Below are 13,653 nucleotides of genomic sequence, written 5' to 3'. Positions count from 1 at the left end.
AATTTTTACCCAATTAATAAACCTCACCTGCACCCCCGCCACCGAAATTGCCCCCGCCGAATTCAAGTCCCTGTTCACCGGGCGAGACCCCGAGTTGCTGTGCCGCGATGATTGCCTGAAGATTTGCCAGGCTATTCCTGCGATCCTGCTCGTCGGAAATTCCACCTCTGGGTGTTTTCAAATATTTAATGAGTGCTATTGCGGCGGAGATCAGGAGTGTTCCCGCGAGCACAAGCTCCTGCGAGGCGCTGAGCGGGCTGAAATAGTTAAGATAGGTATAAGCGGAAAAGGCGAATGCGACCAGCCCGACGATCAAAAGTATACGGTCGGCATTCTTTAATCCGAATATTACGTACGCTACCGGGATAACGAACGTAAAGAAATAGAACAACGGGGCAAAGGCGATTTGCGGTGCAACGGATAAGTTCAGGCCGTTGATCACCGCATTCAATTCCCTTACCACGAGATAGTTGCCGCCGAGATAGAATGTGGCGAGCGACAGCACTTCCAAAATCTGACGACATTCTTTATAATAAATATCCCTGCTTTGCCGTGCCAGCACATAAATGCTTCCCGACAAAATCATTACCGCAAACGGCAAAAGGGCTTTGCCTGCCGTAAACTTCATCATCAGCTCGGCCACGATCGTGAATACCAGGCCAAAAATGGCAATCGGGCCGAGAAGGTCGGCGTAGCGTAATGTGGCCGGGATGACGAGAGCCAGCGCGATAACGCAGTACAGCCACAGCGGCGCATGTTCAAAAAGCAGGAAAACAGGCACCATGGCGGCAACGACGGCGGCATACAACAATGCATTATCGACGCCCGAATGAAAGAGATTTTTGGTTCTAATCAGATATTCGAGATAGAAAAGGAAGCAGGCGCAGCAGATCAGGCTCGCGGTGGAGAAACTGACATCGGAGCCCGTGTCACCCACGAACAGAGACAGCAAACCGGCGAAAAACGAGCAGGCGATAACAGCGAAGAAAAACAAGCCGATTTTCACAAAAATGCCCGGGCGGTAAAACTTTTCGGGTAGCAGCGCCTTTACCTGCTCTTCCTGGTCGGCGGTAAGGAGATTTTTAGATTTCCATTCCGAGGCCCGGCGCTGAATGTGCAGGTTTTCAACCCAGGTTTGGTTGTATGCCTTTATCATTTTTTAATTCCCAGGAATTTTTTAAAGTTCAACAGAAAGTAGATTACGCCCACACTCGAAAAGAGGAAATAGAAAATCCCCAGACCCAACGCCGCATCCGCCCCGAGATTGGTGAAGATGACATATGTGACAATACAATAACCGTAAACAGTGCCCATGAGCAGGAACAGCAGCGACTGGGCCCGACGGGCTCGCAGCACAAAGAAACAGCATAGGGCTATGCCGATAAAAAAATATAACAGTTTCGCGCTATGGTTGAACAGTTCGATCTGCGCGGCAATGCACGCCAGATTGCCGCCCATGAGCATGTACGTGAACGCGAAGTGTTTTTTTACGTTTTGCTCCTCCGAAATCCAGCCCACGGCCGTCAGCACGGAGCCCAGTGCAATGGCCGGGATAATCAGTTTGCCGTCCGAAAAATCATTGGCCGACAGCACGGAAAGCGGCGCGATTGTGAGTCCAAGCCATGATGCGAGGCCGGTAATCGCCATCGACAATGCACCGCGGTGATCGAAACGATAGGCACAGAAGAAAAAAAGGGCCGTGGGAATAATGGCCGCAAGGCCATAGCGCGTTCCGAAAAGGTTATACTGGAATTGCAGATAACCTTCCAGCCCCAAAAACGTCGAACAGCCCAGCAAAAGCACATAGCCGACCAGCTTGTTCGGGTCGTCGGCCTGCCCGTGGGTATAGGGTTGGCTGTGCTTGTAGGTGTAATAAAAACAGCCGGCCGTAATGAGGGCGATCGCGGCGATAATGGCCTGATGCCCGATGGTGTCGATGTTTTCATAGATCAGGACGCCAGCGCCCGAACTGAAAAGCAGAATCCCCACATACAGGATAGCGCGCAATTCGCCGTGAACGGAAAAAGCTTTTTCGCCTTCGAACGAGGCAATGCTGTCCGCCTGCTGTGCGGAAATGATTCCCTTGCCGGTGAGGGAGTTAAGGATGGATTTTGTAGTCATGGAAGTTGAGACGAGAGGCGCAAAATAGCAAACTTTGCCATGAACCCGGCTTCGCTCAGCGTCTGTAATTATCCAACGGAATGTCTTAATATTTAACGGTAAAATATTAAAATCTGAGCGTGAAGTTCTCCTTCGCTTGCTCGCTCCGAAAGAACACCAGTCCGATCCAGAACAGGTCGACTGTTACAGTTACTTTGGGATGTGCTTTGATATATTCCCAGGCCTGTGTCATCTCAGCGGACCAATATATGTCGTCAAAAATGAACAGCGAGCCGTTCTGAATGTGCGGAAGACATTGCTCGAAGTAGCGGACGGTCGGTTCGTACCGGTGGTTGGCGTCGAAATACGCGAAGTCGATGGGGCGGTCGAGCGATGCGAGGCGCGCGGGCAAGGTCTCGTCGATATTGCCCAGCACTACTTCGATATTAGTCGCATTCTGCCGCCTGAAATGCTCCTGCGCCTTGCGCGCGGTTTGGGGGCAACCCTCGAAGGTGATCAGCTGCGCGTCGGGCCCGGCTTTGGACATATATAATGTAGTCAACCCCAGGGAGGTGCCGAGTTCGAGGATCGTCGCCGGTTGAAAACGCCGGATTAGCCGGTAGAAAAGGCGGCCGAATTTTGCGGGTTTTTCTGCGTTTTTTGCGATCGTTTTAATCTCCCGCAGGTTCGATTTGTTGATGCGCGAGCCTGCGCCGAGGTCGAGGATTTCGATTTGCTCCCCGGAGCGCAGCAGCTCCCTGCGCAGCGAGCGGATCGCCTCATATGCCGGATTGGTGTCCCTGCGGACGGCGATCACATTGTTGTAAAGCTCAAACAGGAAGGGAGAATGAATGGAATGCTCGTTGCCCGAGCGCAAAAGGTACTTAATGTAAGCAGCAATCAATGCAGTGGAAATTTAGGATCGGATTCCCCGATGATTCAGTTGAGGCGATAAGGCGCTACGAGCGAGAATGCGGGAATGACGACGCGGAACTGCCGGCCGTCGAGCACGCGCTCCATCAGGTAAGTCCCCGCCATCTTGCCCATGTCTGTCCGCAGGTTGCAGCCCGAAACGTAATCGTGCACATCGCCGGGTTCCAGCACCGGTTGGAGACCCACAATGCCCGCGCCCTCGACCTCGCGCACGGTTCCGTTGGCGTCGTAAATCAGCCAATGCCTTCTGAGAAGCTTCACGGTATGCTCGCTGTGGTTCTCGATCAGGATTTTGTAGGTAAACACAAAATGATCCTGACCCGGATTGGAGTAGTCGGGCTGATATTCCGTTAAAACGGTGACTTTGACACCATCTGTAACTTTGGAAACCATATGGGTCGAGGGTGTTGTAAACGACTGGGACTATATGAGCAGCGGCAAATATACCGGTTTGCGCCTCACTGTTAACGAAAATAGTAATCAATTGCTGATAAAACCAAATCAAAAAACACATAATTTGGTTTCGAAAACAAAATCGATAGCATGGATGTAAAAATTGAGCAGTCGTGGAAAGAGCGGCTCGCTCCCGAGTTTGAGAAGCCCTATTTCGCCTCGCTCACGGCTTTTGTAAGGGAAGAATACCGGACAAAACAGATATTCCCGCCTGCCAGGCAGATATTCAACGCATTCAATTATTGCAGTTTCGACGATTGTAAAGTGGTGATTCTCGGTCAGGATCCCTATCACGGGCCCGGGCAGGCGCACGGCTTGTGCTTTTCGGTAAACGATGGCGTCCGTATGCCGCCTTCGCTGATCAACATTTTCAAGGAAATCCAGGAGGACCTGGGCAAACCATTCCCACAATCAGGCAATCTCGAACGCTGGGCGAAACAGGGAGTGCTGCTTCTGAATGCGACCTTGACCGTGCAAAGCGGTGCGGCGGGTTCTCACCAGGGCCGCGGCTGGGAGCAGTTTACCGATGCCGTCATTAAATGCGTTTCTGACGGGAAAAGTAATGTCGTCTTCATGCTATGGGGCAGGTACGCGCAAGAAAAAGGTGCGGTGATCGACGCTTCGAAGCATTATGTATTGAAGGCGAAACATCCCTCGCCGATGTCGGCAAACGGGGGCGGCTGGTTCGGGACGAGGCATTTCAGCAAGGCAAACGCCTATCTGGTCAGCAAGGGGCTCGACCCGATCGAATGGTAGGAACGTCAAAAAAAGAGAGCCGGGATGCCCGGCTCTCTTTAAGATTTTCACTCCTATTACTATTATTAATTACTTTTCGATATTGGAATTCATCTCCAATACTTTGTCCCATTGACCTTCGTTCGCCTTCACAAATGCCAGCCTGTCGGCATTTTTAGTGTATTCCTGCGCGGCTTCGTTCGTGCGGAAAGTGAGGTAATGGATCACGTCAAATTCCCCGCTGCCGTTATCCGACTTCTGAACGTGCCCTGCTGAATACGCTACGACATCCTTCACCGCTTTTTTCATCGTCGCAAAGTCGCGCATGTGTTTTTCGACTTCCTGCGTGGTAGTACCAGGTTTAAACTTGATACAAACCACACGCTGGATTTCGGCGGGCTTGTGTGGTACGTAGGCTCCGTAAATGACCAGCATGAACACGCAGAGCGCGAAGATAGGGACTAAATAGCCCAATGTTTTATTTCCGGTTCTCATTATAGCAAATCAATAAAATGCGCTTGTTTATTTCCTTGCTACAAATGTAAAACATTATCTCATAATTGCATTATTTGAATAATAAATATAAATAATTTTGAAAATTTAATATTTAAGAAAAGAAACAACCCTTGAAAATCTACTTTCCGAAATATTATTTGGAGAATATTTTTTTGTAAAATTTACGAGAAGTGCTGTCTAATCAGCGAGCAGGGATGATCAATAGCGCTAAAAATCGACCGTTTGAAAAAAATTGGTGTCAAAAAATCGGATTTACGTTACTTTTTTTGCAAATGACGTCTCAATAGGTGTAAAAACGTTAACAAACACCTTCCGAATATTGTATGGCGTCACCAATCCGGTTAAAGGAAAAAAAATCCGGAAAAATCCGGTGTTTTTTCAAAAATGTGCTGAATTTCAGCCTGCTTGTTGTATTCCTAATGTTTCAAAGCGGTGCAAAAACCCATTGGGGCTTTTGGGCACATAAGCGGATCAACCGCCTGGCGGTGTTCCGGCTCCCCGCGGAAATGCAGGTTTTCTACAAGAAGCATATCGACTATCTTTCTGAAAACGCCGTGAATCCCGATAAGCGAAGGTACGCTGTGGTGGGCGAAGCGGAGCGGCATTTTATCGATCTGGATGTGTACGGCGATAGTGCACTAGTGACCCTTCCGAAGTATTGGCAGGCCGCGGTGGCGAAAATGGGGGAGGACAGCCTGCGCAAGCATGGCATCGTGCCGTGGCACATTCAAATCGCCGCTTCGCAGCTGACGAACGCATTCAGGGAGAAGAGCGCCAGCCGTATTCTCCGGATTTCAGCCGATCTGGGGCATTATGTCGCCGACGCGCACGTGCCCTTGCACACCACCCGTAACTACAACGGCCAGCTGACCGGCCAGGATGGTGTCCATGGTTTTTGGGAGTCGCGGCTGCCGGAGCTTTTTGCGGAGCAATACGACATGTGGCTCGGATCGGCCGTGTACAGAAATGACCTTGCCGGCGATACCTGGCAGGCCATAAAAAACTCACATTGGGCAATGGATTCCGTATTGCGTTTTGAGAAACAGCTTACGGAAGATTTCAAAACCGATAAAAAATATAGCTTCGAGCTCAGGAACAATGTTCTCACCCGCATGCATTCGCGCGAGTTTTCGGAAAAATACCATCGGATGCTTGCCGGGCAGGTCGAACGGCGGATGCGAGCCTCGGTGCGAATGGTGGCGGATGCATGGTACACCTGCTGGGTGAATGCCGGGCAGCCGGATCTTGAACAAGTCATGAAAGCTGCGCCGGAAGGCACGGAGGAAAAAACAGAAACCGCCGAAAGGCAAAGCTGGTTGCAACGGCTTCTGCATGTCAGACCCGAGCCCGACGACGGGAATTGAGGGGCGGCCGGTCTTACGTCAATGATCGGCGATGAGTACTTTCGCCGTAACCAGCAGCTGCCCTACATGCCGCTGCGTGTGTTCGGCGGCATGAAACAGCAGGCCCAGGTGCGTCGATGGCACCATTGCCCGTCCCACGTAGCGGATTTCGGTTAATGTCTCCGGATCGGTTTCGCGAAGTTGTTTCAATGCAATGTCGAGCTGTGCACCGAACTGGTCCAGAAGATGACTGTACGTGCATTCCTCATAGGGCTCTCTGCCCTCGCTTTTGAGGTAGGCCATCTGACTTTCGCTCAGCGATTCCCCGCGTGCGTAGGTAAACAGGCGGTCAAGTACCCCTGCGAGGTGCTGCAAATGGAAGCCTACCGAGGCCACGCCCGCCGGTTTTTCCCAGAGTAGTTTGTTAGGAAATGTGTTGGTGAATATGCCCAGCTCCTCGCGCGCCTGTAACAATGCATGCGCGACGGGTTGGAGCAAATCGGGAACGCCGGGAAGTGGTCCCCGGAGCCATACTTCGAGTTGATCGTTGTTTTGCATGGCTGAAAATAAACGAAAAAGGGACCCTTTTACAAGTCCCTTTTCGCACTAATTAATTGTTGTCAGAATTTATTTTGCAATGTCGATCTGCACCGGCTTGCCCTTGATGGTGTTGCCGTCCATCGCACGCAGTACCGCGCGCGCGTCGCGCTCAGGTACGTCCACGAACGTGAATTTGTCATAAATATCGATGGCGCCGATGGTTTTGCCCGGGATATTGGCTTCTCCGGCAATGGCCCCCACAATGTCCTTCGGCATAATGTGGTCCTTGCGGCCGAGGCTCAGGAACAAGCGGGTCATGCCCGGCTCGGGAGCGGATTGACGGCGTTCGCCACGGTCACCGCGCTCGCCACGGGCGAAACGGTCACCTCCGCGATCTCCCCGGCGGTCGTCACCGAAACGGCTACCTTCGCGACGGTCGCCAAAGCGGCCGCCTTCGCGACGGTCGCCGCGTCCAAATCGGTCGTTACCGCCTTCGCGACGGTCGCTGCGACGTTCTTCCCATGCGAGGTTGCTGTCGGAATACTCGTTTTTCTGAACACCCATGATCTGTTTCGCCATTGCGCCCACGATCTGCTCGGTGGTAAAGCCGCTGTGGTGCAGCATTTCGAGTACGTCGTTGTAGAGATCCTGGTCGTCGCTGTCTTTGATGGAGTTCGAAATATTCTCTACAAAACGTGCTTTACGAACGCCCACGATGTCTTCGAATGAAGGGATAACGCCTTTCTCGATCTTTACTTTGGTATAGCTTTCGATGGATTTCAGACGGTATTTTTCGTCGCGTGCCACTAGGGAGAATGCCTTTCCGGACATCCCCGCACGGCCTGTACGGCCGATCCGGTGTACGTAATATTCTTCGTCCATCGGAATGTCGTAGTTGATTACTCCGTCCAGGCCGCTGACGTCGATACCTCGGGCGGCAACGTCGGTTGCAACCAGAATGGTGGTTACGCCAGCCTTGAATTTGCTCATCACATTGCTGCGTTGCTGCTGGCGCAAATCGCCGTGGATACCCTCGGAGGCATAACCGCGCAATTGCAGGTCTTCCACGATCTCGTCCACTTTGCGTTTGGTATTACAGAAAACCAGCAGGGATTTGATGTGGTACATATCGATCAGACGGGTCATTACCTCGACTTTCGCCTGTGGTTTCACTTCGAAATAAACCTGCTCGATATTCTGGTTGGTCAGCTCGTTGCGAACTACCTTTATTAACGTTGGGTCGTTCAGGAAGCGCTTGGTGATGGACATGATCGGCTTCGACATCGTTGCCGAGAAAAGGATCGTCTGGCGGTCCTCCGGCATATCGGCCAGAATGCTCTCGATATCCTCGCGGAAACCCATATCGAGCATTTCGTCGGCCTCATCGAGCACCATCATGCGTACCTCGTCGAATTTCAGGGTGCGGCGCTCCATATGGTCCATGACACGGCCCGGAGTTCCTACTACTATATGTACCCCTTTTTTGAGGGAACGGATCTGCCGGTCGATCGAATCGCCGCCGTAGATGGCTTCGATGCGCACGCCACGCATAAACTTGGACAGGCGTCCCAACTCTTCGGACACCTGCACCGCCAGTTCGCGGGTAGGGCAGAGGACCAGGGCCTGAACTGCGTTAACAGACGGATCTATTCTTTCCAGCACGGGAATACCGAATGCCGCAGTTTTACCGGTACCGGTCTGTGCCTGACCAATCACGTCAGATCCAGCCAAAACTGCCGGGATTCCCTGTGCCTGTATCGGTGAGGGTTTTTCAAAACCCATTTCTTGCAAGGCTTTCAGGATGTTTTCGTTGAGTCCGAGCTCTTCGAAAGTTTGAAAAGTTTCAGTTGTCATTCTATTGCTTTTAGTATTAATTCTTGATTTGAACGAATAAACCGGATGGAGGGCGATAGCGGTTCGGTATAACGCAACGACCTGCGGGATAAAGCCCAACACGTGCATTGGTTCCAATCCAGTTGGAGCATATTACCAGCATTCCGGGTGTAATCGGTAAATAATTGAAAGGGATCGCGCAAAGCCCACCACAAACCATCCGTGGGGCTCTGCATGTGAACGGTAGGTCCAACCGGGACAAATTTCTAAGGTTGGCAGGTGATCGAAAAAGTGCTAAACCGTTTATGAAGCAGAGAAGCGAACGGATGTTCCTTCAAATTTGATGCAAAATTAAGAACAATTTTTCGCAATCGCAATGCACTCAGGAAAGTAATTGTAATATTTTTAGAAGACAAAAACCCGGCACATGCAAAATGGCCGGGTTGGTTTAGTCAGGTTTGCTGATTCAGAATAATTCTTTGACGTCCATGTAAGGCAAATGCCAAGCCTCGGCGACGCCTTTAAATACTACTTTTCCGTGAACAACATTCAGTCCTTTCCGCAGTTCCTCATTGGTTGAGCACGCTTGTTTCCAACCCTGGTTGGCCAGTTGCAGCGCATAGGGAAGGGTGGCATTGGTAAGTGCCAATGTGGAAGTGTAAGGCACCGCGCCCGGCATATTCGCGACGCAGTAATGTACTACGCCGTCGACTTCATAGATAGGATTCTCGTGCGTGGTCGGTTTCGACGTTTCGAAGCAACCGCCCTGGTCGATCGCCACATCCACCATCACGGTACCGGGTTTCATCAGTTTGAGCATATCGCGGGTAATGAGAGACGGCGCTTTGGCGCCGGGGATCAGCACGCCGCCGATGATCAGGTTGGCACTCTGGATCAGTTCGCGGATGTTGTATTCATTGGACATGACGGTGTCCACATTCGCCGGCATAATGTCTTCCAGGTAACGCAGCCGTGCGAGGCTGATATCGACGATCGTCACATTTGCGCCCAGTCCCGCGGCCATTTTCGCGGCTTGCGTTCCTACGATTCCGCCTCCGAGCACGAGCACATTCGCCGGTTTTACGCCAGCCACGCCGCCCAGCAGGATACCGAAGCCACCCATTGGTTTTTCGAGGTATTTGGCGCCCTCCTGGATCGCCATGCGCCCGGCCACTTCGCTCATCGGAACGAGCAACGGAAGGCTCCGGTCCGTTTTCTCGACGGTTTCGTAAGCGAGGCAAACGGCCTTGCGTGCAATCATGGCGTGGGTGAGGGGCTCGGAGGAAGCGAAGTGGAAGTAAGTGAAGAGGAGTTGACCTTCCTTAATAAGCGGGTATTCGCTTTCGATAGGTTCTTTGACCTTGATGATCATTTCGGCGACCCTGTAAACTTCTTCGATCGTGGGGAGAATGACGGCTCCTGCGTGTGTGTATTGTTCGTCGGTAAAACCGCTGCCTTTTCCGGCTTCCGTCTGCACGTACACCGTGTGTCCGTGCTTACGCAGCTCTGTGGCTCCTGCGGGCGTTAAAGCTACCCGGTTCTCGTTGTTTTTGATTTCTTTCGGAACACCAATGACCATCGGTATGTGTAGTGTTTATAGTTTAGATTAATGAGGTCAAAATTAAACTGCGGCAGAAAAACATACCAGAACGGCGTAAAAAGAGAGAAAAGAAAACTATTTTTGATCCAGCCTGTAAGAAAAAGATCTCCCGGGAACGTAAACACCCTATACATAGCCATAAAAAATACTTTATGCAGCCCGACCAGACCGACCGTAAAATCCTGGACCTGTTACAAAATAACTCCCAGCTGACGATCAAGGAGATCGCCAGCAAGATCAACTTGTCGGTCACACCCGTACACGAGCGCATACGAAAGCTTGAAAAAGAGGGGTTTATCGATAAATATGTGTGCCTGCTCAACCGGCGGAAGCTGGGGAAGAGCCTGGTCGTTTATTGCAATGTGACCCTGGACAAACAGCGGAAAGAAAGCTTCGAGGATTTTAACCAGGCCATTGTGCATATGCCCGAAGTACTCGAATGCTCGGTCGTTTCGGGGAACTTCGATTATATGCTGAAAGTGGTTGTGGAAGACGGCGAGGCCTACAATCAGTTCTACCAGCATAAACTTTCTGCCCTGTCGAGCGTGTTACACATCAGCAGTTATTTCGTAATTTCCGAGATCAAGTACACGACGGGAATCGCTGTATTGTAATTACCAACGCTATTTAAACTGATCGTCAGGCCCGTAGGCACGCGCTGATCGTTGAATGCCCAGCATATGAACAAGAATTTTAAGGATGGCCTGAACCTGATGTCGAAGGTGACCGTGAAGCGCGCCTGGAATGCGATGCAGATATTGGGGAGCTATTTTTATTCCAAAATGACCGGAAACCCGGTGCATTGGGGAATGCCGATAGCCATTTCTTTCGAACCCACCACATCCTGTAACCTCCGCTGCCCCGAATGCCCCAGTGGCCTGCGCTCGTTCACCCGGCCGACGGGGATGATGGAAGAAAAGTTGTACAAAAGGACCATCGACGAGCTCGCGGATACCTTGCTGTACCTGATATTCTACTTCCAGGGCGAGCCCTATCTGCATCCCAAATTCTTCGAACTGGTTAAATACGCCCACGACAAGGGCATTTATACCGCCACTTCCACCAATGCGCATTACCTGACTGACGAGAAAGCACGCAAAACCGTTGAATCGGGGCTGGACCGGCTGATTATTTCTATCGACGGTACCACGCAGGACGTGTATCAGCAATACCGCGTCGGCGGAAATCTCGAAAAAGTGCTCGAAGGGACGCGCAACATTATCAAATGGAAGCGCGAGCTGAAATCGGCGACGCCGCATGTGATATTTCAGTTTCTGGTCGTGAAACCCAACGAACACCAGATAGAGGACGTTAAAAAGCTGGCCGAGGAAATGGGGGTGGATGAAGTGGGGCTGAAAACGGCGCAGATCTACGGTTACGAGGAAGGTTCCGACCTCATTCCGACCATCGAAAAGTACTCGCGCTACCAGCGGCAGGAAAACGGTACCTATTCGATCAAAAACAAATTCGTAGACCACTGCTGGAAAATGTGGCACTCGTGCGTGATCACCTGGGACGGTGCGGTGGTGCCCTGCTGCTTCGACAAGGATGCCGAATACAAGCTGGGCGATATGAAAACTTCGACATTCCGTCAGCTCTGGAAAGGGAAAAAGTACCGCGATTTCCGCGCTTCGTTGATCAGATCCCGTTCAGAGATAGAGATGTGCAAGAACTGTACGGAAGGTACGCAGGTGTGGGCGTGAAACACTTTGCCGATTTTTCTCCCAATTTATTTTTAATTAAATAATAATATCATTGAAGTATCTCATTGTCAGATAGTTTGATGTTTTCTTGAAAACTCCGTGGAACATTTTTTGGTGAATTGCCCCGAATAATGGAAATTTGACATTGGTAACTCAAATGAATACATGGGCAAAGTAATTGCAATTGCAAACCAAAAAGGAGGAGTAGGGAAGACCACCACTGCTATTAATCTTGCGGCGAGTCTGGCCGCGCTAGAATTCCGCACACTCATCATCGATGCCGACCCTCAGGCCAATTCGACGTCGGGGCTTGGTTTCAACCCGCAGGAGATGGAAAACAGCATTTACGAATGCATGGTGGAGCAGGCGAAGACTTCGGAAATCATCCTGCAAACCGATTTTCCTAACCTGAACCTGCTGCCGTCGCATATCGACCTGGTGGGCGCGGAGATCGAAATGATCAACCTCAAAAACCGGGAGCACCGGATGAAGGACGCCATCGCCGAAGTGCGCGATGAATACGACTTTATTATCATCGACTGCTCGCCTTCGCTCGGCCTTATCACGATCAACAGCCTTACCGCCGCCGATTCGGTGATTATCCCCGTGCAATGCGAATATTTTGCACTGGAAGGTTTGGGTAAACTGTTGAATACCATTACGATCATCCAATCGCGACTGAATACCAGCCTGATCATCGAGGGCATCCTGCTCACGATGTACGATCTCCGCCTGCGTCTGTCCAACCAGGTGGTGACCGAGGTTACCAACCACTTCGAATCTCTTGTTTTCAATACCATCATACCTCGTAACGTACGTATCAGCGAGGCACCGAGCTTCGGGATCCCTGTCATGGCGCAGGATTCGGACAGCAAGGGGGCCGTCAGCTATCTGAACCTTGCAAGAGAGATTCTTAGTAAAAACGGTTTGCTCTCATCCGACAGGGTAAACTGATCAACGATACTACGAACAGGCAATGGAGAACAGCAGCAAGACGAAAAAAATGACCGGACTGGGAAGGGGATTGGGCGCTCTTCTGCAGGACTCCGAGAAAATCAACGCGCCCCGAACCAGCACGCGCATTTCGCCAACCGAGGTCATCGGTTCGATGAACGAGATCGACGTGAGCCAGATCGAGGCCAACCCGTATCAGCCGCGGACGAAGTTTGACCAGGAGTCGCTCGAAGAACTGGCCGATTCGATCCGCGTACAGGGGATTATCCAGCCCATTACGGTGCGCCAGCTCTCCGAGGATTCGTACCAGCTGATTTCGGGCGAGCGCCGTCTGCAGGCTTCCCGGCAACTGGGCCTTACTACCATTCCGGCGTATATCCGGACGGCCAACGACCAGCAGATGCTGGAAATGGCGCTGATCGAAAACATCCAACGCGAAAACCTGAATGCGATCGAGATTGCATTGAGCTATCAACGGCTGATCCTGGAATGCAGCCTGAAACAGGAAGAACTGGGCGCACGCGTGGGCAAGAACCGGACGACCGTCAATAACTATATCCGCCTCCTCAAACTGCCCCCGGTTATCCAGGCAGCGTTGCGTGACGACAAGATCAGTATGGGCCATGCCCGGGCGCTGATCACGATCAACAGCGACCAGGCACAACTGAAAATTTTTAACCAGATCATCGAGGAAGGATGGTCGGTGCGGAAGGTCGAAGATGAGGTACGGAAGCTCGGAATGGTGAGCAATATCCCTATCGAGGCTAAAAAGCAGCCGACAATTAATCAGGAAATAAAGTCGTTACAGTTCCAGCTTTCGTCCTTTTTCGGGGCGAAGGTGTCCGTGAAGGCCAACGAGCAACATAAGGGAGAAATCAAGATCCCTTTTGGCTCTCAGGACGAACTGAAAAGGATTTTAGAAACACTGAAATTTAAATAAACG

14 protein-coding genes are annotated in these 13,653 nt (G+C 51.3%); 6 read left to right on the top strand and 8 right to left on the bottom strand.

Annotated elements, in window-relative coordinates; all coding sequences use genetic code 11:
• Positions 1-13: 13 nt before the first annotated feature.
• The 4 genes from ABV298_RS02580 to apaG form a co-directional block, all read right to left on the bottom strand.
• Positions 14-1,156, bottom strand: coding sequence for a hypothetical protein (locus ABV298_RS02580; RefSeq protein WP_353720636.1), 1,143 nt, complete (start codon positions 1,154-1,156; stop codon positions 14-16).
• Positions 1,153-2,121 (bottom strand): DUF2157 domain-containing protein, encoded by a 969-nt coding sequence (locus tag ABV298_RS02575; protein WP_353720635.1) that lies wholly within the window; start codon positions 2,119-2,121, stop codon positions 1,153-1,155. Before ABV298_RS02575 ends, ABV298_RS02580 begins: the two co-directional genes overlap by 4 nt.
• 106 nt (positions 2,122-2,227) lie before the next feature.
• On the bottom strand, positions 2,228-3,004 hold the full coding sequence (locus ABV298_RS02570; protein WP_353720634.1) for a class I SAM-dependent methyltransferase: 777 nt from the start codon (positions 3,002-3,004) through the stop codon (positions 2,228-2,230).
• A gap of 35 nt (positions 3,005-3,039) precedes the next feature.
• Positions 3,040-3,426 (bottom strand): Co2+/Mg2+ efflux protein ApaG, encoded by a 387-nt coding sequence (apaG, locus tag ABV298_RS02565; protein ID WP_090386807.1) that lies wholly within the window; start codon positions 3,424-3,426, stop codon positions 3,040-3,042.
• Between the two features lie 150 nt (positions 3,427-3,576).
• Between apaG and ung the strand changes: the two genes are divergently transcribed.
• On the top strand, positions 3,577-4,242 hold the full coding sequence (ung, locus tag ABV298_RS02560; protein WP_353720633.1) for a uracil-DNA glycosylase: 666 nt from the start codon (positions 3,577-3,579) through the stop codon (positions 4,240-4,242).
• Positions 4,243-4,311: 69 nt separating this feature from the next.
• On the opposite strand, the gene ABV298_RS02555 is transcribed toward ung, so the two are convergent.
• Positions 4,312-4,695 (bottom strand): Dabb family protein, encoded by a 384-nt coding sequence (locus ABV298_RS02555; RefSeq protein ID WP_353720632.1) that lies wholly within the window; start codon positions 4,693-4,695, stop codon positions 4,312-4,314.
• A 428-nt stretch (positions 4,696-5,123) separates the two neighbouring features.
• Here ABV298_RS02555 and ABV298_RS02550 point away from each other — a divergent pair, with 428 nt between their 5' ends.
• Positions 5,124-6,101 (top strand): zinc dependent phospholipase C family protein, encoded by a 978-nt coding sequence (locus ABV298_RS02550; RefSeq protein ID WP_353720631.1) that lies wholly within the window; start codon positions 5,124-5,126, stop codon positions 6,099-6,101.
• A gap of 18 nt (positions 6,102-6,119) precedes the next feature.
• Here ABV298_RS02550 and ABV298_RS02545 read toward each other — a convergent pair whose 3' ends face one another.
• From ABV298_RS02545 to ald, 3 genes are all read right to left on the bottom strand, one after another.
• Complete coding sequence (locus tag ABV298_RS02545; protein WP_353720630.1) at positions 6,120-6,638, bottom strand: DinB family protein; 519 nt, start codon at positions 6,636-6,638, stop codon at positions 6,120-6,122.
• A 69-nt stretch (positions 6,639-6,707) separates the two neighbouring features.
• Positions 6,708-8,474, bottom strand: coding sequence for a DEAD/DEAH box helicase (locus ABV298_RS02540; protein ID WP_353720629.1), 1,767 nt, complete (start codon positions 8,472-8,474; stop codon positions 6,708-6,710).
• Between the two features lie 445 nt (positions 8,475-8,919).
• A complete protein-coding gene (ald, locus tag ABV298_RS02535; RefSeq protein ID WP_353720628.1) occupies positions 8,920-10,032 on the bottom strand; it encodes an alanine dehydrogenase in 1,113 nt (370 codons plus the stop codon).
• A 173-nt stretch (positions 10,033-10,205) separates the two neighbouring features.
• Between ald and ABV298_RS02530 the strand changes: the two genes are divergently transcribed.
• The 4 genes from ABV298_RS02530 to ABV298_RS02515 all read left to right on the top strand — a co-directional run bounded on the left by ABV298_RS02530 (position 10,206) and on the right by ABV298_RS02515 (position 13,650).
• Entirely contained in the window at positions 10,206-10,667 is a 462-nt protein-coding gene (locus ABV298_RS02530) for an Lrp/AsnC family transcriptional regulator (RefSeq protein ID WP_353720627.1), read from the top strand.
• Between the two features lie 66 nt (positions 10,668-10,733).
• On the top strand, positions 10,734-11,756 hold the full coding sequence (locus ABV298_RS02525; protein WP_353720626.1) for a radical SAM protein: 1,023 nt from the start codon (positions 10,734-10,736) through the stop codon (positions 11,754-11,756).
• Between the two features lie 165 nt (positions 11,757-11,921).
• Positions 11,922-12,710: an AAA family ATPase gene (locus tag ABV298_RS02520; protein ID WP_353720625.1), complete on the top strand. Its 789-nt coding sequence runs from the start codon at positions 11,922-11,924 to the stop codon at positions 12,708-12,710.
• A 22-nt stretch (positions 12,711-12,732) separates the two neighbouring features.
• A complete protein-coding gene (locus tag ABV298_RS02515) occupies positions 12,733-13,650 on the top strand; it encodes a ParB/RepB/Spo0J family partition protein (protein WP_353720624.1) in 918 nt (305 codons plus the stop codon).
• Positions 13,651-13,653: the final 3 nt, after the last annotated feature.

This window comes from Dyadobacter sp. 676 (assembly GCF_040448675.1).
Lineage (GTDB): Bacteria > Bacteroidota > Bacteroidia > Cytophagales > Spirosomataceae > Dyadobacter.
This window is presented reverse-complemented; position numbering and strand designations above follow the sequence as displayed.

Coding starts and splice junctions, on each gene's coding strand:
- ald (WP_353720628.1), bottom strand. CDS start 10,032: ATGGTCATTGGTGTTCCGAAAGAAATCAAAAACAACGAGAACCGGGTA.
- ABV298_RS02515 (WP_353720624.1), top strand. CDS start 12,733: ATGGAGAACAGCAGCAAGACGAAAAAAATGACCGGACTGGGAAGGGGA.
- ABV298_RS02540 (WP_353720629.1), bottom strand. CDS start 8,474: ATGACAACTGAAACTTTTCAAACTTTCGAAGAGCTCGGACTCAACGAA.
- ABV298_RS02580 (WP_353720636.1), bottom strand. CDS start 1,156: ATGATAAAGGCATACAACCAAACCTGGGTTGAAAACCTGCACATTCAG.
- ABV298_RS02530 (WP_353720627.1), top strand. CDS start 10,206: ATGCAGCCCGACCAGACCGACCGTAAAATCCTGGACCTGTTACAAAAT.
- ung (WP_353720633.1), top strand. CDS start 3,577: ATGGATGTAAAAATTGAGCAGTCGTGGAAAGAGCGGCTCGCTCCCGAG.
- apaG (WP_090386807.1), bottom strand. CDS start 3,426: ATGGTTTCCAAAGTTACAGATGGTGTCAAAGTCACCGTTTTAACGGAA.
- ABV298_RS02520 (WP_353720625.1), top strand. CDS start 11,922: ATGGGCAAAGTAATTGCAATTGCAAACCAAAAAGGAGGAGTAGGGAAG.
- ABV298_RS02575 (WP_353720635.1), bottom strand. CDS start 2,121: ATGACTACAAAATCCATCCTTAACTCCCTCACCGGCAAGGGAATCATT.
- ABV298_RS02525 (WP_353720626.1), top strand. CDS start 10,734: ATGAACAAGAATTTTAAGGATGGCCTGAACCTGATGTCGAAGGTGACC.
- ABV298_RS02545 (WP_353720630.1), bottom strand. CDS start 6,638: ATGCAAAACAACGATCAACTCGAAGTATGGCTCCGGGGACCACTTCCC.